Source organism: Micromonospora arida (genome assembly GCF_042873195.1).
GTDB classification, from domain to species: Bacteria; Actinomycetota; Actinomycetes; order Mycobacteriales; family Micromonosporaceae; genus Micromonospora; species Micromonospora arida.
This window is the reverse complement of record NZ_JBIALC010000003.1, coordinates 489,333-511,420: the sequence shown is the minus strand read 5'-3', so window position 1 is coordinate 511,420 and position 22,088 is coordinate 489,333. Positions and strand designations below refer to the sequence as shown.

At 71.6% G+C, this 22,088-nt stretch carries 16 protein-coding genes and 2 tRNA genes; 17 read left to right on the top strand and 1 reads right to left on the bottom strand.

Translation table 11 applies throughout. The features are described from left to right. The first annotated feature begins 25 nt into the window (after positions 1 to 25). The 13 genes from ACFYP0_RS13575 (at position 26) to ACFYP0_RS13515 (ending at position 17,361) form a co-directional block, all read left to right on the top strand. On the top strand, positions 26 to 1,201 hold the full coding sequence (locus ACFYP0_RS13575) for a Gfo/Idh/MocA family protein (protein ID WP_386996035.1): 1,176 nt from the start codon (positions 26 to 28) through the stop codon (positions 1,199 to 1,201). Positions 1,202 to 1,844: 643 nt separating this feature from the next. Next, positions 1,845 to 3,011: an inositol-3-phosphate synthase gene (locus tag ACFYP0_RS13570; RefSeq protein WP_386995882.1), complete on the top strand. Its 1,167-nt coding sequence runs from the start codon at positions 1,845 to 1,847 to the stop codon at positions 3,009 to 3,011. Next, complete coding sequence (locus ACFYP0_RS13565; RefSeq protein ID WP_386995880.1) at positions 2,995 to 3,954, top strand: SCO3242 family prenyltransferase; 960 nt, start codon at positions 2,995 to 2,997, stop codon at positions 3,952 to 3,954. Before ACFYP0_RS13570 ends, ACFYP0_RS13565 begins: the two co-directional genes overlap by 17 nt. Continuing rightward, on the top strand, positions 3,951 to 4,904 hold the full coding sequence (locus ACFYP0_RS13560; protein ID WP_386995878.1) for a sugar phosphate isomerase/epimerase family protein: 954 nt from the start codon (positions 3,951 to 3,953) through the stop codon (positions 4,902 to 4,904). The genes ACFYP0_RS13565 and ACFYP0_RS13560 overlap by 4 nt, the downstream gene beginning before the upstream one ends. 54 nt (positions 4,905 to 4,958) lie before the next feature. Next, complete coding sequence (locus ACFYP0_RS13555) at positions 4,959 to 5,567, top strand: EboA domain-containing protein (RefSeq protein WP_386995876.1); 609 nt, start codon at positions 4,959 to 4,961, stop codon at positions 5,565 to 5,567. Then, positions 5,568 to 6,425, top strand: coding sequence for a TatD family hydrolase (locus tag ACFYP0_RS13550; RefSeq protein ID WP_386995874.1), 858 nt, complete (start codon positions 5,568 to 5,570; stop codon positions 6,423 to 6,425). Next, positions 6,425 to 7,624 (top strand): metabolite traffic protein EboE, encoded by a 1,200-nt coding sequence (gene eboE, locus ACFYP0_RS13545; protein ID WP_386995872.1) that lies wholly within the window; start codon positions 6,425 to 6,427, stop codon positions 7,622 to 7,624. Before ACFYP0_RS13550 ends, eboE begins: the two co-directional genes overlap by 1 nt. Beyond that, positions 7,621 to 9,036, top strand: a complete 1,416-nt coding sequence (locus ACFYP0_RS13540; RefSeq protein WP_356980967.1) for an alkaline phosphatase family protein — start codon at positions 7,621 to 7,623, stop codon at positions 9,034 to 9,036. Before eboE ends, ACFYP0_RS13540 begins: the two co-directional genes overlap by 4 nt. Then, positions 9,033 to 10,100: a polyprenyl synthetase family protein gene (locus tag ACFYP0_RS13535; RefSeq protein ID WP_124862295.1), complete on the top strand. Its 1,068-nt coding sequence runs from the start codon at positions 9,033 to 9,035 to the stop codon at positions 10,098 to 10,100. The genes ACFYP0_RS13540 and ACFYP0_RS13535 overlap by 4 nt, the downstream gene beginning before the upstream one ends. 218 nt (positions 10,101 to 10,318) lie before the next feature. Further along, positions 10,319 to 13,174 carry a PQQ-dependent sugar dehydrogenase gene (locus ACFYP0_RS13530; RefSeq protein ID WP_386995869.1) on the top strand — a complete coding sequence of 952 codons (2,856 nt, stop codon included), beginning with the start codon at positions 10,319 to 10,321 and terminating at the stop codon, positions 13,172 to 13,174. Between the two features lie 75 nt (positions 13,175 to 13,249). Next, positions 13,250 to 15,358 (top strand): ThuA domain-containing protein, encoded by a 2,109-nt coding sequence (locus ACFYP0_RS13525; RefSeq protein ID WP_124862298.1) that lies wholly within the window; start codon positions 13,250 to 13,252, stop codon positions 15,356 to 15,358. 279 nt (positions 15,359 to 15,637) lie between these two features. Further along, on the top strand, positions 15,638 to 16,141 hold the full coding sequence (locus ACFYP0_RS13520) for a sensor histidine kinase (protein WP_091409033.1): 504 nt from the start codon (positions 15,638 to 15,640) through the stop codon (positions 16,139 to 16,141). Positions 16,142 to 16,353: 212 nt separating this feature from the next. Next, complete coding sequence (locus ACFYP0_RS13515; protein ID WP_030488695.1) at positions 16,354 to 17,361, top strand: sugar phosphate isomerase/epimerase family protein; 1,008 nt, start codon at positions 16,354 to 16,356, stop codon at positions 17,359 to 17,361. Between the two features lie 64 nt (positions 17,362 to 17,425). On the opposite strand, the gene ACFYP0_RS13510 is transcribed toward ACFYP0_RS13515, so the two are convergent. Further along, positions 17,426 to 17,836, bottom strand: a complete 411-nt coding sequence (locus ACFYP0_RS13510; RefSeq protein WP_124859484.1) for a hypothetical protein — start codon at positions 17,834 to 17,836, stop codon at positions 17,426 to 17,428. Positions 17,837 to 18,098: 262 nt separating this feature from the next. Here ACFYP0_RS13510 and ACFYP0_RS13505 point away from each other — a divergent pair. From ACFYP0_RS13505 to ACFYP0_RS13490, 4 genes are all read left to right on the top strand, one after another. Further along, positions 18,099 to 18,171, top strand: a tRNA-Asn gene (locus ACFYP0_RS13505). A 157-nt stretch (positions 18,172 to 18,328) separates the two neighbouring features. Further along, positions 18,329 to 20,446, top strand: coding sequence for an MMPL family transporter (locus tag ACFYP0_RS13500; RefSeq protein WP_356980961.1), 2,118 nt, complete (start codon positions 18,329 to 18,331; stop codon positions 20,444 to 20,446). After that, positions 20,436 to 21,674: an FAD-dependent oxidoreductase gene (locus ACFYP0_RS13495; RefSeq protein ID WP_124859480.1), complete on the top strand. Its 1,239-nt coding sequence runs from the start codon at positions 20,436 to 20,438 to the stop codon at positions 21,672 to 21,674. Before ACFYP0_RS13500 ends, ACFYP0_RS13495 begins: the two co-directional genes overlap by 11 nt. Before the next feature lie 121 nt (positions 21,675 to 21,795). Continuing rightward, positions 21,796 to 21,872 (top strand) — tRNA-Ile (locus tag ACFYP0_RS13490). Positions 21,873 to 22,088 lie beyond the last annotated feature (216 nt).

The following is a 22,088-nucleotide window of genomic DNA, read 5'->3' as shown; positions in this document are numbered from 1 at the left end:
GACAGACAAAGAACTGCGGGTCGGCATGGTCGGCTACGCGTTCATGGGCGCCGCGCACTCACAGGCGTGGCGTACCGTGAACCGCGTCTTCGACCTGCCGGCGCGGGCCCGGATGGCGTTGATCTGCGGCCGAGACACAGCGAAGGTGGCTGACGCCGCCGACACACTCGGCTGGGACGCGTACACCACCGACTGGCGTGATCTGATCAACCGGGACGACATCGACGTTGTCGACATCTGCACCCCGGGCGACAGCCACGCCGAGATCGCTCTCGCCGCGTTGGCCGCAGGCAAGCACGTTCTGTGCGAGAAGCCGTTGGCCAACTCGGTGGAGGAGGCACTGGCGATGACCGCTGCGGCGGACGTCGCCCGGGCCGCCGGAGTGCGGTCGATGTGCGGGTTCAACTACCGCCGGGTCCCCGCGGTCACGATGATGCGCCAGTTGGTCGCCGACGGACGGCTCGGGGTGATTCGACACGTCCGTGCGACGTACCTGCAGGACTGGATCGTGGACCCGCAGTTCCCGCTGGTCTGGCGGTTGCAGAAGGACAGGGCGGGCTCCGGCGCGCTCGGTGACATCGGTGCGCACATCATCGACCTGACCCAGTTCGTCACGGGTCAGCGGATCAGCGGCGTCAGCGCGGTCACCGAGACCTTCGTCAAGGAGCGGCCGTTGCCGGCCGAGTCGAGCGGTCTGGCGGCCTCGGTGGACGGCCACTCGGCGCCCACCGGGACTGTCACCGTCGACGACGCCGCGGTCTTCGTGGCCCGGCTCGACGGTGGCGCCCTGGCCACGTACGAGGCGAGCCGGTTCGCGACCGGCCGTAAGAACGCGCTGCGCGTCGAGATCAACGGCTCGCTGGGCAGTGTGGTCTTCGACCTGGAGCGCCTCAACGAGCTGGAGTTCTACGACGCGACCCGCCCGGCCGTGGAGCAGGGCTTCAGCCGCATCCTGGTGACCGAGGGCGAGCACCCGTACATGTCGGCGTGGTGGCCCCCGGGCCACATCATCGGCTACGAGCACTCGTTCACGCACGAGATGCGCGATTTCATCGAGGCGGTCGCCACCGGTGTCGACCCGACTCCCTCCTTCGCCGACGCGTTGCAGGTCCAGCTGGTGCTGGACGCGGTGGCCCGCTCGGCGGAGCTCGGCTCCTCCTGGGCCGAGGTGGAACCGACGCTGACCGCGGCGACCGTCTGACCATCGACCATCCGCGACGGCGGTGTTCGCACCGCCGTCGCCCGACCGGCTTTCCGAAGCCGACCGGCGAGGGACCAGCCACGGATTGCGCCCCGTGGCCGGGACAGAGGCCGGCTTCGGAGAGCGTGCAGCCGGGCCGCACGGCCCGGTGGCGCACGAGCAGGACGGTCGTCCGGTGCGACCGGACCGGGATTCCCCGGCCGCACCGGAGGACCGCCACCACCGGTGACCTCCGGAGGACCTGATGACACCGCCCGCCGCCGCCCCCACCCGTACCGCACCCGCTCGCCGGTTCCCGGCGGATCGTGGTTCGGTCGGTCTTCCGGTGGGCGCGGCGGCCTGAGACGCCCGGCCGGGGCATGCCAATGCCCCGACCGGCCGGATGCGGGGGAGGCAGGGTCGAGACGCCGACCCGACCCTGCCTGCCAGCCCCGTCTGCTCGCACCTGCCGGGATCCGGTCCGGCGTCGTCGCCGCCGACGCCGACGTCGGAAGCCGGTGCTGTTCCGGTGCGGGGCGAGCGGACGGGGCCCATCCACCCGGCCCGAAACTTTCCGAAACAGGGCCGTATCTTTCCGAAACATATTCTGATATTCCTATATTTAGCGGTACCGACGGTTCCTCGTGAATGGGGAAGGAGCACCATGCGAACAGGTGTCTGGCTGGTAGGAGCGCGCGGTTCCGTTGCGACCACCAGCATCGTCGGGGGGCTCGCGCTGCGGGCCGGCCTGGCCGGGCCCACCGGCTGCGTCACCGAGCTTCCCCAACTGCGCGGCCCGGCCCTGCCGGCCTTCGCCGACCTGGTCTTCGGCGGACACGACCTGGCCACCACCCCACTGTGCAAGCGCGCCGAGGCCCTCGCAGACGCCGGTGTCATCCCCTGGCGACTGGTCGCCGCGCTCCGCGACGAGCTGGGCGTGGTCGAGCAGGAGTTGCGCCCCGCACCGGTCGGCGACACCCAGGCCGACCGCGCCGAGGCCGTGGTCCGTGACCTGACCAGCTTCCGCGAGCGGCACGAGCTGGACCGGGTGGTGGTGGTCAACGTCTCCGCCACCGAGCCGGCCCCTCGACCGCACCCCGCGCACGCCGACCCGGCCGCGCTACGCGCCGCCCTCGACGGTCCGGACGAGGTGCTGCCGGTCAGCTCCCTCTACGCGTACGCCGCAGTGCTCGCCGGCTGCCCGTACGTCGACTTCACCCCGTCCACCGGGCTGCGGCTGCCGGCGCTGGCCGCGCTGGCCGAGGAGGCCCGACTGCCGTACGCCGGACACGACGGCAAGACCGGGGAGACCCTGGTCAAGTCGGTGCTCGCGCCGATGTTCGCGATGCGCAACCTGGCCGTTGGCTCCTGGTCCGGGGTCAACCTGCTCGGCGGTGGCGACGGCGCCACCCTCGCCGACCCGGCCGCGAACGCTGCGAAGGTGCAGAGCAAGCAGCGGGTGCTCGGCGAGACGCTGGGCTACGTCCCGCAGGGCGGCACCCGCATCGAGTACGTCGAGGAGCTGGGCGACTTCAAGACCGCCTGGGATCTGATCACCTTCAGCGGATTCCTCGGCACCGGCATGCGGATGGAGTTCACCTGGCACGGTTGCGACTCGGCGCTGGCCGCGCCGCTGGTGCTCGACCTGGCCCGACTCACCGCCGCCGCGCACGCTGCCGGGCAGGTGGGGCCGCTGGCCGACCTGGGCTTCTTCTTCAAGGACCCGCTGGGCGCGCCCACCCACTCGCTGGGCGAGCAGTGGGCCCGGCTGACCGCCTTCACCCGGCACCTGCACGACGGCGGGGACGGTGATCATGACAACGTTGGCTGATCTTGCCGAGCTGGTCCGTGCGCCGGCCGCGCTCTCGGTGCCCGGTGACGTGATCGCCGGGGCCGCGGCGGCGGGCGCGTTGAGCCCACGTACCCCGGCTCTGGCCGGCGCATCGGTGCTGCTCTACTGGGCCGGCATGGCCGCCAACGACTGGGCCGACCGAGGTCTGGACGCCGAGGAACGGCCCGAGCGGCCGATCCCGAGCGGACGGGTCACCCCGGCCGCCGCGGTCGGTCTCGCGGCGGGCCTCACGGCCGCCGGCGTGGGCCTGGCCGCCGCCGTGGGCGGTCGCCGCGCCGCCGCGCTCGCCGTGCCGCTGGCCGCCACCATCTGGGGGTACGACCTGCTGGCCAAGAACACCGCGGCCGGCCCGGCCGTGATGGCCGCCTGCCGAGGGCTGGACGTGCTGCTCGGCGCGTCCGGCGGCCGGATGAGCCGGGCGTTGCCGGCGGCGGCCACCGTCGCCGCGCACACCTGGACTGTCACCGCGCTGTCCCGCCGGGAGGTCACCGGCGCCGATGCCACCCTGCCGATGCGCACCCTCGCCGGCACCGCGTTGGTCGCCGCCAGTGCCGCCGTCGCCGTGCCTGGCGCCCGACGCGCAGCCCTCCGAACGACGAACCAGACCGGGGCCACCGACCGGGCCGGGACCGTCGACGGGACCGGCGTGCGCGCGGGTCGCAGCCGGTCCACCACGATCGCGGCGGTGCTGCCCGCGGTGCTGGCCGGGTGGTACGCCGCCCGGTACGGCGCGGCCCAGGCCGCTGTGGTCCGGGACCCGTCGGCCGGGCGGGTCCGCGCGGCCGTCGGCGCGGGGATCACCGGGTTGCCGGCCCTCCAGGGAGCGCTCACCGCACGGGGTGGAGCGGGCCTGCTCGGGGTGGCCGTCGCGGCTGCCGCGCCGTTGGGTCGACGGCTGGCCCGGAAGGTCTCCCCGACATGAGCGTCCCCGAGCCACGGCCCGGTGCGCCGGCCGCCGACGCCACCACGCTGCGTCTCGGGTACGGCACGAACGGCTTCGCCAACCACCGCCTCGACGACGCGCTCGCCGTCATCGCCGATCTCGGCTACGACGGGGTGGCGCTCACCCTGGACCACGACCACCTGGATCCGTTCGCGCCCGGGCTCACCCGCCGGGTCGCCGCTGTCGGTCGACGGTTGGAGTCGCTGGGCCTGGCGGTGGTCATCGAGACCGGGGCCCGCTACCTGCTGGACCCGTGGCAGAAGCACGCCCCGACGTTGCTGCACGACGACCCGACCCGGCGGATCGAGTTCCTGCGCCGGGCCGTGCGGATCGGTGCCGACCTGGGCGCGGAGGCGGTCTCGTTCTGGGCCGGTGTCCGACCCGAGTCGGTGTCACCGCAGTGCGCCTGGGACCGGCTGGTGGCCGGCTGCGCCACAGTGGTCGACGCGGCCGACGCCGCCGGCGTCACCCTCGGCTTCGAACCGGAGCCGGGCATGCTGGTGCAGGACATCGCGGACTGGCGTCGGCTGCACGCGGCTCTCGAGAACCCGGCCCGCTTCGGCATCACCGTCGACATCGGCCACTGCCGGTGCCTGGAGCCCTGGCCGGTGCCGCAGTGCGTCGCCGAGGTGGCCGACCACCTGGTCAACGTGCAGATCGACGACATGCGCCGAGGCGTGCACGAGCACCTGGAGTTCGGCGTCGGCGAGATCGACTTCCCGCCGGTGCTGGCCGCCCTGGCGGCGGCCGGCTACCAGGGGCTGGTCGCTGTGGAGTTGCCCCGCGACTCGCACGCCGCACCCGCCGTGGCGGCCCGGTCGATCGAGTTCCTGCGTGCCGCCGCGGCCACCGATAACGACCCTGCCCGCACCCTTTGCTCTGCACCCGCCGAGGCGACACCCGCCAAAGAGGCCCCGGTGCATATATAGGTGCAGAGCGAAGGGTGGCGGGGCACCGGCGAGCAGCACAAGGGAGGAGACGGGATGACACCGGATTCACTACGGGCCGCGCTGGGAGGCGTACCCGATCCCGATTGGCTGGACACGGCGCTGCGCCGGGTCACCACCGAGCCCACCGCGATCACCCGGCTCTTTCCCGCCGTCGGCCGACGCTGCGGGCGGGCGGCGCTGCCCGACGTCCCGGGCTGGACCGCCGACGACGCGGCCCGGGTGCTGCTGCTCAACAGCCTGCCCGGCGAGCACGCGGCATACGCCGAGCGTCTCTACCAGCACGGTGACGCGGCCGAGCGACGAGCCGTGCTGCGCGCCCTGCCGCTGCTGCCGATCGGCGCCGACGGGGTCCCGTTGCTGCACGACGCGATCCGGACCAACGACACCCGGCTGGTCGCCGCCGCGCTCGGCCCGTACGCCCGGCACCTCGACCAGGCTGCCTGGCGGCAGGCGGTGCTCAAGTGCGTGTTCAGCGGCGTCCCCCTGGCCAACGTGGCCGACCTGGACACCCGGGCCGACGGCGAGCTGACCGCGATGCTGGCCGCGCTGGCCGCCGAACGGCACGCCGCCGGCCGGGAGTTGCCCGCCGACGCCAACGACCTGCTCCACCGGCTCACCGCCGCACTGCCCCGGGAGGCGTGAATGCGCATCTTCGACCCCCACATCCACATGACCTCACGCACCACCGACGACTACGAACGGATGGTCGCCGCCGGAGTGCGCGCGGTGGTGGAGCCGGCGTTCTGGCTGGGTCAGCCGCGCACCAGCGCGGCCTCGTTCACCGACTACTTCGACTCGCTGATCGGCTGGGAGCCGTTCCGGGCCGGGCAGTTCGGGGTGCGCCACTTCGCCACCATCGCGCTGAACCCCAAGGAGGCCAACGACCCGCGCTGCCGGCCGGTCCTCGACCTGCTGCCCCGCTACCTGGACAAGGACGCGGTGGTGGCGGTCGGCGAGATCGGGTACGACTCGATGACGCCCGAGGAGGACGAGGCGTTCGCGGCGCAGCTCGCCCTCGCTGTGGCGTACGACCTGCCGGCCCTGGTGCACACCCCGCACCGGGACAAGGCGCGCGGCTGTGAGCGGACCCTCGCGGTGGTCGCCGAGTCCGGCATCGACGCCGGTCGGGTGGTCGTCGACCACCTCAACGAGGTGACAGTGAAGCTGGTCCGCGACAGCGGCTGCTGGCTGGGTTTCTCCATCTACCCGGACACCAAGATGACACCGCAGCGGATGGTGGAGTTGCTGCGGGAGTACGGCACGGAACGGATGCTGGTCAACTCGGCAGCCGACTGGGGGCGCTCCGATCCGCTGCTGACCCGAGCCACCGGCGAGGCGATGCTCGCGGCCGGCTTCAGCGACGACGACGTCGACAAGGTGCTGTGGCGAAACCCGGTGGAGTTCTACGGGCAGTCGGGGCGGCTCGACCTCAGCGACCTGGACGCCGCCGCCGCCGTGGACCCGCAGACCGGCAACTCGATCCTGCGCGGCGGCAGCTGATGCGGCTGCGACATGCCGGCGGCGAGACCGTCCACCTGGGCTACTGCACCAACGTGCACCCGGCCGAGGACCTCACCGGCATCCTCGGTCAACTGGACACCTACGCGGCGCCGGTCCGCGAGGCGCTCGGCAGCGACCTGCTCGGGCTCGGCCTGTGGCTGGCCGCCCCGGTCGCCGCCGAGCTGGCCGCCGACCAGACGCTACGCCGCCGGTTGCGCACCGAGCTGGACGCGCGCGGCCTGGAGGTGGTCACGCTCAACGGCTTCCCGTACGCGGCCTTCCAGGCCCCGGTGGTCAAGCAGGACGTGTACCACCCGGACTGGACCACCGAGCAGCGGCTGACCTACACCCTGGACCTCGCCCGGGTCCTCGCCGACCTGCTGCCCGACGATGCCGCCCGGGGTTCGATCTCCACGCTGCCGCTGGCCTGGCGTCAACCGTGGGACACCGATCGGGCCGACGCGGCCCGACGCCGACTGGACCAGCTCGCCGCCGGCCTGGCCGACGTGCAACGGGACACCGGCCGTGAGGTACGCGTCGCCTTCGAGCCCGAGCCCGGCTGTGTGGTGGAGAGCACCGGTCAGGCGGCCGCGCTGCTGTCCGGGATGGACACCGAACGGCTGGGTGTCTGCGTCGACCTCGCCCACCTGGCCTGCGCCTGGGAGGAGCCGGCCGAGGCGCTGCACCGACTGCGGGCGGCCGGACTGCCGGTGGTGAAGGTGCAGGTCTCCGCCGCTGTCGAGGCCGCCGACCCGGCCCGCGACGCCGAGGCGTTGCGCCGCTGGGTGGAGCCGCGCTTCCTGCACCAGACCCGGGGCGCCGGTTGCGCCGGTCTGGCCGACCCGGCCGAGCCGACGTACGCGGCCGACGACCTGGACGAGGCGTTGGAGCGGGCGCTGCCCGGCCCGTGGCGGGTGCACTACCACGTGCCGCTGCACGCCCCACCCGAGGAGCCGCTCGGCTCGACCCTGCCGGTGCTTCGCGCGGCCCTGAGAGCGCTCTTCGACGGCCCGACCGCCGGCTGCGACCACCTCGACGTCGAGACGTACACCTGGGGGGTGCTGCCGGCCGCACGACGGCCCGGCACCGACGCGGAGCTGGCCGCCGGCATCGCCGCGGAGCTGGCCTTCGCCCGGGACGAACTGGTCGGCCTCGGCCTGACCGCAGAGCGAACCGTGAGTATGGGAGTGACGCGATGAGCCGGCGACTGGTGGTCCTCGACGTGGTGGGGTTGACGCCCCGACTACTGGCGCACATGCCTCGACTGCGTGGGGTCGCCGACGGCGGCTTCCGGGCCGAGCTGGGCACCGTGCTGCCCGCCGTGACCTGCTCGGTGCAGTCCACCTTCCTCACCGGCGAGCAGCCCGGCGGGCACGGGATCGTCGGCAACGGGTGGTACTTCCGGGAGCTGGGCGAGGTGTTGCTGTGGCGGCAGCACAACGCGCTGGTCGGCGGGGACAAGCTCTGGCAGGCCGCTCGTCGGGCCGAACCCGGCTACACGGTGGCCAACGTCTGCTGGTGGTACGCCATGGGCGCCGACGTCAACTGGACGGTGACGCCCCGCCCGGTCTACTACGCCGACGGGCGCAAGGAGCCGGACTGCTACACCGACCCGCCGGAGCTGCACGACGCGCTCACCGGGAGGCTGGGCACCTTCCCGCTCTTCACCTACTGGGGGCCGACGGCCGGGTTGCCGTCGTCGCGGTGGATCTGCCAGGCGGCCGAGCAGATCCTCGCCGACGTGTCACCCGACCTGACCCTGGTCTACGTTCCGCACCTGGACTACGACCTGCAACGCTTCGGTCCCTCGTCGGCCCAGGCCGCCGCGGCGGCAGCCGAGCTGGACGCGGTGCTCGGCCCGCTCCTGGACGCCGCCCGGGCTCGGGACGCCACAGTGGTGGTGCTGTCGGAGTACGGCATCACCGACGTGTCCCGGCCGGTGGACGTCAACCGGTTGCTGCGCGCCGAGGGCCTGTTGCGGGTGCACACCCAGGCGGGCATGGAGTACCTCGACCCGTGGACGTCGAAGGCGTTCGCGGTCGCCGACCACCAGATCGCGCACGTCTACGTCCGGGACCCGGCCGACGTGCCGGCGGTGGCGAAGCTCTGCGCCGGCCTGCCCGGGGTGGCCGAGGTGCTCGACGCCGAGGGCAAGGCCGCACACGGGCTGGACCATCCGCGCGCCGGTGAGCTGGTGCTGGTGGCCGAGCCGGATGCCTGGTTCACCTACTACTACTGGCTGGACGACGCCCAGGCACCGGACTTCGCCCGGCTCGTGGAAATTCACCGGAAGCCGGGCTACGACCCGGCGGAGCTGTTCTTCGACCCGGCCAACCCCGGTGCCGCGAAGGCCCGGGCCGGGGTCGCCCTGGCCCGCAAGAAGCTCGGCATGCGGTACCTGATGAGCGCGGTCGGCCTCGATGCCGGCGCGCGGGCGGTGCGGGGCTCGCACGGGCGGCTGCCGGACGACCCGGCGGACGGCCCGGTGCTGCTCTGCTCCGACCCGACCGCGGCCCGGGACAAGATCGCGGCGACCGAGGTCAAGGCGCTGCTGCTGGAGCTGGCCGGGCTGAGCCCCGGCGATGCGGGCGGTTCGGGGGAGGGCTCATGACGGTCACCGTCGCGCCCACCGACACCAGCGGCCTGCGGGCACGCTTCGACGCGGAGCTGGCCGGGTTTCTCAGCCGGCAGGGCCCGGACTGGCCGGACGGGGCGCCGCGGGGGGTGTTCACCGCGCTGCAACGGTTCGTGCTGGCCGGCGGCAAGCGGATACGACCCCTCTTCTGCTACTGGGGTTGGCGCGGCGCGGGCGCGGCCGACGGCACCCCGATCGTGGTGGCCGCGGCGGCCCTGGAGCTGTTCCACGCGTTCGCGCTGATCCACGACGACATCCTGGACGGCAGCGACCGCCGCCGGGGTGAGCCGTCGGTGCACCGGCTCTTCGCCGACCTGCACGCCCGCTCGTCGTGGCGCGGTGACCCCGAGGCGTACGGCCGCAACACCGCGCTGCTCTGCGGTGACCTCTGCGCGGCCTGGTCGGATCAGATGTTCCACGAGTGCGGGCTGAGCACCGAGCAGGTGCACCGGGGGTACGGCGTGTTCGCGCTGATGCGTACCGAGGTGATCGCGGGGGAGTACCTGGACCTGGTCTCGGGCGTGGGTGACGGGTCGGTGGCCAGCGCGCTCACCGTGATCCGGATGAAGGCTGCCCGGTACACGGTCACCCGGCCGTTGCAGATCGGTGCGGCCCTGGCCGGCGCGGGGCCGGAGCTGATCGCCGCGTTGGGCGAGTTCGGTGACCCGCTGGGTGACGCGTTCCAGCTCCGCGACGACGTCCTGGGCGTGTTCGGTGACCCGGCGGTCACCGGGAAGTCGGTCCTGGACGACCTGCGTGAGGGCAAGCCCACTGTCATGATGGCGCTGGCCCGCAGCGCCGCCGACCGGCCGCAGACCATCAGGCTGCGGGAGCTGTTCGGCAACCCGGCGTTGGACGCCGAGGGCGCGGCGGAGCTGCGCGACATCATCGAGGCGACCGGCGCGCGGGAGCGGATCGAGCAGATGATCCGGGTCCGGACCGAGGCCGCGCTTTCGGCCCTGCAGGACGCCATGGTGGCCGATGAGGCCCGCGCGGCCCTGGTTGCGCTGGCCGGGCAGGCGATCGACCGACGCGCCTGACCGGCGACTTTCGATCAAATCGACAAAAGTTGATGCTGAACCGCCGGAAGGTATGGACACATCGACACATGCGACTTAGTGTCGTGACCAACACGACAATGTTTCGTCGAGGTGAACCGGCGGCGCGGTAACCCATCGACCCCCCACCACCGCTACGGCATCCGGCGCGACGGCGCGCGCCCGGCCTGGCAGTCACACGTCAGGAAGGGACAGCACAGATGTCCATGGAGGACGCACCCAGACAACGGTCCCGACGATGGTTCTCCGCCGGATCCGCGCTGCTGCTGGCGGTCGCCGCCGGCACGGTCACCTTCGCCGCCGGCTCGGCCCCCGCCCAGGCACACACGATCGTCGCCAGCGACTTCCAGCAGGTCGAGCTGGCCCGTGGCGTGACCGACATGGGTGAGCCGATGTCGCTGGCGGTGCTGCCGGACCGGTCGGTCCTGCACACCGCCCGCAACGGCACCCTGCGCCGCACCGACGCCAACGGCACCACCTCTGTGATCGGCACCCTGTCGGTCTACACGCACGACGAGGAGGGGTTGCAGGGCGTCGGGGTCGACCCGGGCTTCGCCAGCAACCGCTACATCTACCTCTACTACGCCCCGCCGCTCTCCACCCCCGGCGGCGACGCGCCGGCCACCGGCACCGACTTCTCGGCCTGGAACGGCGTCAACCGGCTCTCCCGGTTCACCCTCAACTCGGACTTCACGCTCAACCAGGTCAGCAAGATCGACGTGCTCGACGTTCCGGCCAGCCGGGGCGTGTGCTGCCACGTCGGTGGCGACATCGACTTCGACGCCGCCGGCAACCTCTACCTGTCCACCGGCGACGACACGAACCCGTTCGAGTCGTCCGGCTACTCACCCCTGGACGAGCGGACCAACCGCAACCCCGCGTACGACGCGCAGCGCAGCGCCGGCAACACCAACGACCTGCGCGGCAAGATCCTGCGGATCAAGGTGAACGCCAACGGCACGTACTCCATCCCGTCGGGCAACCTGTTCGCCCCCGGCACGGCCAGTACCCGGCCGGAGATCTACGCGATGGGATTCCGCAACCCGTTCCGGATCAGCGTGGACAAGGCCACCGGGGTGGTCTACGTCGGTGACTACGGGCCGGACGCCGGCTCCACCAGCTCCACCCGCGGGCCTTCCGGCCAGGTGGAGTTCAACCGGGTCGCGGCACCGGGCAACTACGGCTGGCCGTACTGCACCGGCACCAACACCGCCACCGAGACGTACAACGAGTTCGACTTCGCGACCAGCGCCAGCGGCGCGAAGTACAACTGCACCGGCGGGCCGACCAACAACTCGTTCCGCAACACCGGCCTGACCACCCTGCCGCCGGCCCAGCCGGCCTGGATCCGGTACGCCGGCGACGCCGGCACCCCGACCGAGTTCGGCGGTGGCTCCGAGTCGCCGATGGGCGGCCCGGTCTACCGGTACAACGCCTCGTCGACCTCCACCACCAAGTTCCCGCAGTCGTTCGACGGGCAGTTCTTCGCCACCGAGTTCGGCCGAGGCTGGATCAAGCCCATCCACGTCAACTCCGACGGCTCCCGGGGCACCATCGACACCTTCCCGTGGGTCGGCAAGCAGGTGATGGACTCGGCGTTCGGCCCGGACGGCGCGTACTACGTGCTCGACTACGGCACCGGTTACTTCAACGGTGACGCCAACTCGGCGCTCTACCGCTTCGACTACGTCGGCGGCGGCAACCGGGCGCCCACCGCGAAGGCCAGCGCCAACCGCACCTCTGGCGCGGCCCCGCTCGCGGTGACGTTCTCCTCGGCCGGCTCGGCCGACCCCGAGGGCGGCGCGTTGACCTACGCGTGGGCGTTCGGTGACGGGACCACCTCGACCGCCGCCAACCCGACGAAGACCTACAGCGCCAACGGCACCTACACCGCCACGCTGACGGTGCGCGACCCGCAGGGCGCCACCGGCAGCAGCAGCGTGCAGATCAGCGTCGGCAACACCGCGCCCACGGTCACGATCAACAATCCGGGCAACGGTCAGCTGTTCGGCTTCGGGGACACGGTGGCGTACAGCATCACGGTGACCGACCCGGAGGACGGCACCATCGACTGCACGAAGGTCAAGATGACCTACGTGCTCGGGCACGACCAGCACGGGCACCAGATCACCTCGAAGACCGGTTGCTCGGGCTCGATCACCATCCCGGTCGACGGTGAGCACGACGACGCGGCGAACATCTTCGCGATCTTCGACGCCGAGTACACCGACGCCGGTGGGCTGACCACGCACACCCAGCACACGTTGCCGCCGCGGCACCGCCAGGCCGAGTTCTACGGCACCTCGTCGGGGATCAACGTGTTCAGCAAGACCCCGGCCGAGGGTGGCAAGACCGTCGGCGACATCAACAACGGCGACTGGATCGCGTTCCAGCCGTACCGGCTGGGCAACGTGACCTCGTTCAACGCCCGGGTCTCCTCGGCGGGCGCCGGTGGCACCCTCCAGGTCCGGGCCGGTTCCGCCACCGGCACCGTGCTCGGCTCGGCCACGGTCCCGGTGACCGGCGGCTGGGAAACCTTCACCACGGTCACCGGGACGATCAGCAACCCGCCGACCGGCACGACCACGCTCTACCTGACCTTCGCCGGGTCGGGCACCGGGGCGCTCTACGACCTGGACGCCTTCACCTTCGTCACCGGGACGCCCCCGGCCGGTGGGGCCGGGGCGATCAAGGGCCTCGGCGGCAAGTGCCTGGACGTGCGCAACGCCGCCACGGCTGACGGCACGCAGATCCAGATCTACACCTGCAACGGCAGTGCCGCGCAGACCTGGGCGGTCACCCCCAACTCCACGATCAAGTCGTTGGGCAAGTGCCTGGACGTGTCGGGTGCTGCCACCGCCGACGGCACGAAGATCCAGCTCTGGACCTGCAACGGGACCGCCGCGCAGAACTGGGCGGCCCAGGCCGACGGCACCCTCCGCAACACGTCGTCGGGCAAGTGCCTCGATGTCTCCGGCAACAGCTCCGCTGACAGCACGGTGGTCCACCTCTGGACCTGCACCGCCGCCGCCAACCAAAAGTGGACCCTGCCCTGAGCTGGCGGGAGGGGCCCTTCGACAACGCCTAGTGTGATGCGAGGGGCCCCTCCTAACCGCAATTAGGAGAGCGATATGCGCAGACGCCTGCGACCCGTCCTCGGTGCGGCCATGGCCGCACTCGCCGTCATCGCCTGCACCACCCCGGCCACCCCGGCCAGCGCCGCCGACGCCCCGTACGACGTGCTGGTCTTCTCCAAGACCGCTGGTTTCCGGCACGACGCGATCCCGGTCGGCATCCAGACCATCCGCGACCTCGGCGCGGCGAACAACTTCACCGTCACCGCGACCGAGGACGCCGCCGCGTTCACCACGAGCAACCTCAACCAGTACGAGGCGGTCGTCTTCCTCAACACCACCGGCGACGTGCTCAACGCCAGCCAGCAGACCGCCTTCGAGTCGTACATCGGCTCCGGCCGCGGATACGTGGGTGTGCATGCCGCAGCCGACACCGAGTACGACTGGCCGTTCTACGGCAACCTCGTGGGGGCGTGGTTCGCCTCGCACCCCGCGATCCAGCAGGCCAACATGAAGGTGGAGGACCGGGGCCACGCGGCCACCGCTCACCTGCCGCAGACCTGGACCCGCACCGACGAGTGGTACAACTACCGCACCAACGCCCGGTCGAGCGCCCACGTGCTGGCCACCCTTGACGAGTCGTCGTACTCGGGCGGCGGGATGGGTGCCGACCACCCGCTGAGCTGGTGCAAGAGCTACAGCGGCGGCCGGTCCTTCTACACCGGGGCCGGGCACACCCAGGCGTCGTACGCGGAGTCGGGGTTCCGGAACCACCTGCTCGGCGGCATCCGGTACGCCTCCGGTCGGAGCAAGGCCGACTGTCGGCCCGAGACCGGCTACACCCCGCTGTTCAACGGCTCGACGGCCGGCTGGTCACAGGCCGGCCCGGGCAGCTTCACCAACACCGACGCCACCCTGACCTCGGTCGGCGGCATGGGGCTGTACTGGTACAACGCCAAGCAGTTCACCAACTACTCGCTGAAGCTGGACTGGAAGCTGGCCGGTGACGACAACTCCGGCATCTTCATCGGGTTCCCACCGTCGAGTGACCCGTGGTCGGCCGTCGACAACGGGTACGAGATCCAGATCGACGCCACCGACGCGACCGACCGCACCACCGGCGCGGTCTACACCTTCAAGTCCGCCGACATCGCCGCCCGCGACGCGGCGCTGAACGCGCCGGGGGAGTGGAACACGTACGAGCTGCTGGTCGAGGGCGAGCGGCTACAGATCTTCCTCAACGGGGTGAAGATCAACGACTTCACCAACACCAACCCGGTCCGCTCGTTGGCCGGTCACATCGGCATCCAGAACCACGGCACCGGTGACGACGCCTCCTTCCGCAACATCCGGATCAAGGAGCTGGGCACCACGCCGCCGCCCACCGGCACGATCCAGGCCGAGGCGTTCAGCTCGGCCAGCGGTGTCTCCGCGTTCACCAAGGCGGGGGCCAACGGCGGGCAGACCCTCGGCTACATCGAGCCGGGCGACTGGGCCGCGTACAACGGGGTCAACCTGGCCGGGGTCACCTCGTTCACGGCCCGGGTCGTCTCCGGCGGCGCGGGTGGCGCCATCCAGGTGCGCACCGGTTCGGCCACCGGCCCGGTGCTCGGCACGGTCGCGGTGCCCAACACCGGCAGTTGGACGACCTACGCCAACGTCTCCACGGCGCTGTCCAACGTCCCGTCCAGCACCCAGAACCTCTACCTCACCTTCACCGGTAGCGGCACGGGGCTCTTCGACCTGGACGACTTCACCCTGGTCAAGGGCAGCAGCGGCGGCACCGGTGTCGGCCCGATCAAGGGTCTCGCCGGCAAGTGCCTGGACGTGCGTAACGCCGGCACCGCCGACGGCACGCAGATCCAGATCTACACCTGCAACAGCAGCACGGCGCAGACCTGGACCGTGACGCCGAACTCGACGATCAAGGCGCTCGGCAAGTGCCTGGACGTCTCCGGCAGCGGCACCGCCGACGGCACCAAGATCCAGCTCTGGACCTGCAACGGCAGCGGCGCGCAGAACTGGGCGGCCGCGTCCGACGGCACCCTGCGCAACCCGTCGTCGGGCAAGTGCCTGGACGTCTCCGGCAACAACTCCGCCGACAGCACCATCGTGCACCTCTGGACCTGCCTCAACGCGGCCAACCAGAAGTGGACCCTGCCCTGACCAAGTAACCCCTGGAGGGGCCGACGGCTTTGCCGTCGGCCCAGCCCAGCCCCGCCCCGCCCCGCCCAGCCCCGCCCCGCCCCGCCCAGCCCCGTCCCTCCCCGCCCTCGCCGATCTTGCACTTTCTGTCGCGACAAAATGTCACAAGGCCGACCTTTCGTCAACACAAAGTGCAAGATCGGCGGGGTGAGGGGTGGGGGGCCGGGTGGGGTGAGGGGTGAGGGCGGGGTGGGGACGCCGGGAGGGTGGCGCACAGGTGGCTGCCGTACCTTGACCTGCATGGGGTTGTTCGCGCAGTGGCGTGGGACGGTGCTGGCGCGAGGCCATCAGCTGCTCGGTGCGCTGGGCCGGGCCGATGAGCCCGACGACCCGTCCGAGCCGGCGCCCAGCCTGAACCGTCTCGACGCGCTGGTGGAGGGCTTCACCGCCGGTCAACCGGTGCGCTGGACCATGGCCGGGCAACCCCGGCCGCTGCCCGGCCCGGTCGACGTGGTGGCGTACCGGATCATCGAGGAAGCGCTGACCAACGCGTGCCGGCACGCGCCGGGCGCGCCGGTCGGGGTCCGCCTGCGCTACGACGCCGCGGGCATCACCATCGAGGTCCGCGACGAGGGCGCCGGTCCCGCTGCGTCCGGCGGCGGCACCCAGGGCGCCGGTCGGGGTCTGCTCGGGGTACGCAGGCGCGCCGAGCGGCTCGGCGGCACGTTCTCGGCCGGCCCGCGCGCCGGTGGCGGCTTCACCGTACGGGCTGTCCTGCCCGCGCCCGAGGAAATGATCGGATGATCGGCCGACTGCGGGGCTTCCCCGATGGGGCACTGCGGAAATAGGGTGGGGGTCGGCGACCGTGCTGGTGGCCGGTGACCCGGTGGGAGGCGCAACCCGCCGGGCTCAGGTGTGTTCCGCACCCACCGGTGACCGCTCGGGTGCCGCGCACGTCCGGTCACCCTCGCCCCGGTCCGCACAAGGAATCCCCATCACATCAGGGGAGAAGGACAATGGCGCGACCCATCACGCTCTTCACCGGCCAGTGGGCTGATCTTCCGTTCGAGGAGGTCTGCCGGCTCGCCTCCGAGTGGGGCTACGACGGTCTGGAGATCGCCTGCTGGGGCGACCACTTCGAGGTCGACAAGGCGCTCGCCGACGACTCGTACGTCGAGCGCAAGCGGGAAACCCTCGCGAAGCACAACCTTGAGGTCTTCACGATCTCCAACCACCTGGTTGGTCAGGCGGTCTGCGACCACCCGATCGACGAGCGGCACCAGGACATTCTGCCCGGCCGCATCTGGGGCGACGGGGAGCCCGAGGGGGTTCGTCAGCGGGCCGCCGAGGAGATCAAGGACACCGCGCGGGCGGCGGCGAAGCTCGGGGTCAAGACGGTCGTCGGCTTCACCGGTTCGTCGATCTGGCACACCCTCGCGATGTTCCCGCCGGTGCCGCCGTCGATGATCGAGCGCGGCTACCAGGACTTCGCCGACCGGTGGAACCCCATCCTCGACGTGTTCGACGAGGTGGGCGTGCGGTTCGCGCACGAGGTGCACCCCAGTGAGATCGCGTACGACTACTGGACGACGAAGCGGACGCTGGAGGCGATCGGCAACCGGCCCGCGTTCGGTCTGAACTGGGACCCGTCGCACTTCGTGTGGCAGGAGCTGGACCCGGTGAACTTCATCTTCGACTTCGCCGACCGGATCTACCACGTGGACTGCAAGGACGCGAAGGTGCGTACCGGGGATGGCCGCCGTGGCCGGCTCGCCTCGCACCTGCCCTGGGCCGACCTGCGGCGCGGGTGGGACTTCGTCTCCACCGGTCACGGCGACGTGCCCTGGGAGGACTGCTTCCGCGCGTTGAACGCGATCGGCTATACCGGCCCGATCTCAGTCGAGTGGGAGGACGCCGGCATGGACCGGCTGGTCGGTGCCCCGGAGGCGTTGCAGTTCGTCCGCCGGCTCGCCTTCGACGCACCGAGCGCCGCCTTCGACGCGGCGTTCAGCAGCAAGGACTGACCGCACGTCGGACAGACCACGGGCCGGTCGCCCTGCGGCGACCGGCCCGTCGACGTGCGGTTGGTCAGAGCGTGCTGGCGTTCGTGCCCGAGCCGGACGGCTTGGTGCGGGGGTTCGTGGACGACGGCGACCCGGAGGTCGTGCCGACCGTGCTGGTGCCCGCCTTGGCGCCCATGGTGGCGGGCGTGCCGGCGAACGCGTCGTCGGCTGCGGTCAGCTCCTGCTTGCCGGTGCTGCCGTTGCCGTTGCCGTTGCCCAGCTTCTCGCCCAGTTTGGTCTGGCCGAGCTTGTCCTTGCCCTCGCTGTAGAGCTTGTTGGCCTGGGCCTGCGCGACCCCGGCCGCCTCCTGGACGGTCGGGTGGTCGAGCACCTTGCGGCCCCGAACAACGAGCTCCTCGTACTTTTCCCGGCCGGCACGGGCGCCCAGGACGAATCCCGCAGCCAGCCCGCCAAGAAACATGATCTTTCCGCGCATGGCGGCTCCTTCCGTACCTGACGCGCCGTCGCCCCGTCGAGTTGCCCCGTCGGAAGGCGACCTGTTCGCGCCTGCGTCCTCTGTCCGCAGCTAACTACCCATCCTGCTCTCCGCTCAAGCATGCTTGTGTCGGGATGGCGATTTACCCCTATTGTCAATGCGACGGCGGGGAGGCAACCCACTGGACCACCACCGGGGGATGTCCTGTACTCTTGTCCCGTCGCACGGCGTCGGGGGAGATCCGAAGTCGAGCGGAGCACGATCCCCTGTAGCTCAATTGGCAGAGCAGCCGGCTGTTAACCGGCAGGTTATTGGTTCGAGTCCAATCGGGGGAGCTTTTCCACGTACGCCCGTCAGCCACCGGCCGACGGGCGTTTTCGTGTGTGTGACCCCGTTTCACCCACCCTGGACCTGCTTGCCCGGCAGGATGGTCGATGTCGACTGAGGCTACCGCTGCGTCGATTGATGCGTCGATCCTTGGGGTGAGTGCGGATGTCCGGACGAGGCGGCAGGGCCACGCTGGTCGCCGTGGCGGTCGTGCTGGCCTGGTTGGTGATCGGCGGCGTGTCCGGCCCGTACGCGGGGCGCCTCAGCGAGGTCGCCACCAACGACAACGCCGCCTTCCTGCCCACCGACGCCGAGGCGACCCGCGCCCAGGACCTCGCCGGCGAGTTCGTCGACCGGCAGACCATCCCGGCTCTGGTCGTCTACGAGCGGCCCTCCGGGATCACCGACGCGGACCGGCAACGGGTGAGCGCCGACGCCGCCCGGTTCGCCCAGATCCCCGGCGTGGTCACCCCACTGCCCCCGCCCATCCCGAGCGACGACGGCCAGGCACTCCAGGTCGTCGTACCGGTGGACGACGCCGAGGGCGAGGAGATCGGCGCTGTCGTCGAGCAACTGCGCGACATCACCGGCGGTGACCGGGACGGCCTCACAGTGGACGTCTCCGGCCCGGCCGGTCTGCTCGCCGACCTGATCGAGGTCTTCTCCGCCATCGACGGACCACTGCTGCTGGTCACCCTGGTCGTGGTGCTGGTCATCCTGCTGATCGTCTACCGCAGCCCGGTCCTCTGGATCTTCCCGCTGCTCGCCGCCGGGATGTCGTACGCCCTCGCCTCGGTCTTCGTCTACCTGCTGGCCGACGCGGACGTGGTCAAGCTCAACGGGCAGGCCCAGGGCATCCTCACCGTGCTGGTCTTCGGCGCCGGCACTGACTACGCGTTGCTGCTGATCGCCCGCTACCGGGAGGAGCTGCACCGGCACGACCGCCCGTGGGACGCCATGAAGACCGCCTGGAAGGGCGCCGCGCCGGCCATCATCGCGTCCGGCGGCACTGTCATCGTCAGCCTGCTCTGCCTGCTGCTGTCCAGCCTCAACTCCAACCGGGCACTCGGCCCGGTCGCCGCCATCGGCATCGCCGCCACCCTGCTGGTGATGCTCACCTTCCTACCCGCGCTGCTGGTGCTCGGCGGACGGTGGGCGTTCTGGCCGCGACGGCCCCGAGCCGACCAGGCCGACCCGCGGGCCGAACACGGCATCTGGAGCCGCGTCGCCGGCTTCGTGGCCCGGCACGCCCGCCCGATCTGGCTGAGCACCGCCGTCGTGCTGGCCCTCCTGACGCTCGGCCTCACCCAGCTCGGCGCCACCACCCTCGGCCAGTCCGACCTGTTCACCCAGCGCACCGACTCGGTCGACGGCGAGGAGGTGATCGCCCGGCACTACCCGGGCGGCACCGGCAGCCCGGCCACCATCTTCACCACCGAGCAGACCGCCCGGCAGGTCGCCCAGGTGGCGAAGGACGTGCCCGGCGTGGCCGACGTCCGTCCGCTCACGGCCGGCCCGCAGACCGGCCCACCCGAGGAGAACGCCACCCCGAAGGTGGTCGACGGGCGGGTGCAACTGGACGCGACCCTGGCCGACCCACCCGACAGCGACGGCGCCGAGCGGACCATCCGCGAGCTGCGGGTGGCCGTACACCAGGTGCCCGGCGCGGACGCGGTGGTAGGCGGCTTCACCGCGATCAACGTGGACACCTCGGACGCCGCCAAGCGCGACCAGAACGTCATCATTCCGGTCGTGCTGGTGGTCATCGCGGTCATCCTGGCCCTGCTGCTGCGTGCGCTGCTCGCCCCGCTGCTGCTGATCGCCACCGTGCTGCTCAGCTTCGGGGCGACCCTCGGCCTCTGCGCGCTGCTGTTCCGCCACGTCTTCGACTTCCCCGGCGTGGACTCGTCGTTCCCGCTGTTCGCGTTCGTCTTCCTGGTCGCGCTCGGCATCGACTACAACATCTTCCTGATGAGTCGGGTCCGCGAAGAGTCGGTCAAGCGCGGCACCCGCGCCGGGGTGCTCGCCGGCCTCGCCGTCACCGGCGGGGTGATCACCTCAGCCGGCATCGTGCTCGCCGCGACGTTCTCCGCCCTCGCCGTCCTGCCCCTGGTGGTGCTCGTCGAGCTGGGTACGGCGGTCGCGATCGGGGTACTGATCGACACCATCATCGTCCGGTCGCTGCTGGTGCCCGCACTCGCGTACGACATCGGGCCGAAGATCTGGTGGCCGGGCCGGTTGTCCCGGGCGAACGGTGAGCGGGAGGCGCGCGGTGCTGGCTGAAACCGATGTGGTCATCGTCGGCGGCGGTCTGGCCGGTCTCGCCGCCGCCCGCCGGCTGCACCGCGCCGGCGTGCCGTGGCGGTTGGTGGAGGCCGAGGGTCGGCTCGGCGGCCGGGTCGCCACCGACGTGGTCGACGGTCACCTCATCGACCGGGGCTTCCAGGTGCTCAACACCGCCTACCCCCGGCTCGGCACGCTGCTCGACATCGACCAGCTCAACCTCGGCTACTTCACCTCCGGTGTGCTGGTCCGCAAGGGCGACAAGCTGCTGCGGCTGGTCAACCCGCTGCGCGAACCGACCGGCGGGCCCGGCACCGCGCTCGCCGGCGTCGGTTCCCTGCTCGACCGGCTGCGCTTCGCCGCCCTCGCCACCGGTTGCGCCACCCTCCCCGCGTCCCGGCTGCTCGCCGCGCCGGAGACCAGCGCCGAGACGGCGCTGCGCCGCGCCGGCCTCTCCGACGCGATCATCGAGGAGCTGCTGCGACCGTTCCTGTCCGGTGTGTTCATCGACCGGGAACTCTCCACCTCCAGTCACGTGCTGGCGATGGTGCTGCGCTCCTTCGCCCGCGGCAGGATCGGCCTGCCCGCCGAAGGGATGGCCGCACTGCCCCGGGCCGTCGCCGCGCCGCTGCCCGCCGACCTGCTCGACCTGGACACCCCGGTCGCGGAGGTCACCCCGGGCCGGGTCCGCACCCAGGCCGGCGACATCCGCTGCCGGGCCGTCTTGGTCGCCGTCGACCCGCCCGCCGCGGCCGCGCTGCTGCCAGCCCTGGCGACGGTACGCATGCACAGCTACACCACCTACTACCACAGCGCGCCGGAGCCGCCGCTTACCGAGCCGATCCTGCTCGTCGACGGCGACCGACGCGAACTCGTCGCCAACACTGTGGTGCTCAGCAACGCCGCCGCGACGTACGCGCCCGCCGGACGGCACCTCATCGCCACCTCGGTGGTCGGCCCGACGGCCCCACCCGAGCCGACCATCCGGGCCGAGTTGACCCGGCTGTACGGCCGCTCCACCGCCGACTGGACGCACCTCACCACCGTGGCGATCCCCGAGGCGCTGCCCGCCGCACCGCCGCCGCAGGGACGGCTGCGCAAGCCGGTGGCGCTGGGGGAGGGCCTGTTCGTGGCCGGTGACCACCGGGACAGCCCATCGATCCAGGGCGCTCTCACCAGCGGCTGGCGCGCCGCCGGCGCCGTGCTGGACGAGCTGCGCGCCGGCTGACAGGCGTACCCGAGCACGCTGTTATATTCCTGTAGCCCATCGTGCTGGTGCAGGCGTGGGCGCCGGCCGGCTCGGTGCTGGCTGCTGACCGCCGAGCGGGATAAGATCCGGCGCGGCGTTCGGGGCGGTAGCTCAGCCGGTTAGAGCAGGGGACTCATAATCCCTCGGTCGCGGGTTCGAGTCCCGCCCGCCCCACCAGCCGTTTTCCTTGTCTACGATGCTGCCGACGACCCGGACGAACCGCATCGAGGTCCGGACCGAGGCCCTCAGTCCGCACTGAGTCCGCAGCAGCAGGACCCGCCGCCCGGTCGAGGCCGTCCGCGCTACCAGGCTGGACGGTCTACGACTGCCCGACGAGGAGATCCGCTCAGCCCCCGATGCCAGCCCTGGTTGCAACGAACCGCAGCTTCTCGC

What these genes read in the sequence shown, in the direction of transcription:
- ACFYP0_RS13575 (WP_386996035.1), top strand. Translation starts at nt 26, where the DNA reads ATGGTCGGCTACGCGTTCATGGGCGCCGCGCACTCACAGGCGTGGCGT.
- ACFYP0_RS13570 (WP_386995882.1), top strand. Translation starts at nt 1,845, where the DNA reads ATGCGAACAGGTGTCTGGCTGGTAGGAGCGCGCGGTTCCGTTGCGACC.
- ACFYP0_RS13565 (WP_386995880.1), top strand. Translation starts at nt 2,995, where the DNA reads ATGACAACGTTGGCTGATCTTGCCGAGCTGGTCCGTGCGCCGGCCGCG.
- ACFYP0_RS13560 (WP_386995878.1), top strand. Translation starts at nt 3,951, where the DNA reads ATGAGCGTCCCCGAGCCACGGCCCGGTGCGCCGGCCGCCGACGCCACC.
- ACFYP0_RS13555 (WP_386995876.1), top strand. Translation starts at nt 4,959, where the DNA reads ATGACACCGGATTCACTACGGGCCGCGCTGGGAGGCGTACCCGATCCC.
- ACFYP0_RS13550 (WP_386995874.1), top strand. Translation starts at nt 5,568, where the DNA reads ATGCGCATCTTCGACCCCCACATCCACATGACCTCACGCACCACCGAC.
- eboE (WP_386995872.1), top strand. Translation starts at nt 6,425, where the DNA reads ATGCGGCTGCGACATGCCGGCGGCGAGACCGTCCACCTGGGCTACTGC.
- ACFYP0_RS13540 (WP_356980967.1), top strand. Translation starts at nt 7,621, where the DNA reads ATGAGCCGGCGACTGGTGGTCCTCGACGTGGTGGGGTTGACGCCCCGA.
- ACFYP0_RS13535 (WP_124862295.1), top strand. Translation starts at nt 9,033, where the DNA reads ATGACGGTCACCGTCGCGCCCACCGACACCAGCGGCCTGCGGGCACGC.
- ACFYP0_RS13530 (WP_386995869.1), top strand. Translation starts at nt 10,319, where the DNA reads ATGTCCATGGAGGACGCACCCAGACAACGGTCCCGACGATGGTTCTCC.
- ACFYP0_RS13525 (WP_124862298.1), top strand. Translation starts at nt 13,250, where the DNA reads ATGCGCAGACGCCTGCGACCCGTCCTCGGTGCGGCCATGGCCGCACTC.
- ACFYP0_RS13520 (WP_091409033.1), top strand. Translation starts at nt 15,638, where the DNA reads ATGGGGTTGTTCGCGCAGTGGCGTGGGACGGTGCTGGCGCGAGGCCAT.
- ACFYP0_RS13515 (WP_030488695.1), top strand. Translation starts at nt 16,354, where the DNA reads ATGGCGCGACCCATCACGCTCTTCACCGGCCAGTGGGCTGATCTTCCG.
- ACFYP0_RS13510 (WP_124859484.1), bottom strand. Translation starts at nt 17,836, where the DNA reads ATGCGCGGAAAGATCATGTTTCTTGGCGGGCTGGCTGCGGGATTCGTC.
- ACFYP0_RS13500 (WP_356980961.1), top strand. Translation starts at nt 18,329, where the DNA reads ATGTCCGGACGAGGCGGCAGGGCCACGCTGGTCGCCGTGGCGGTCGTG.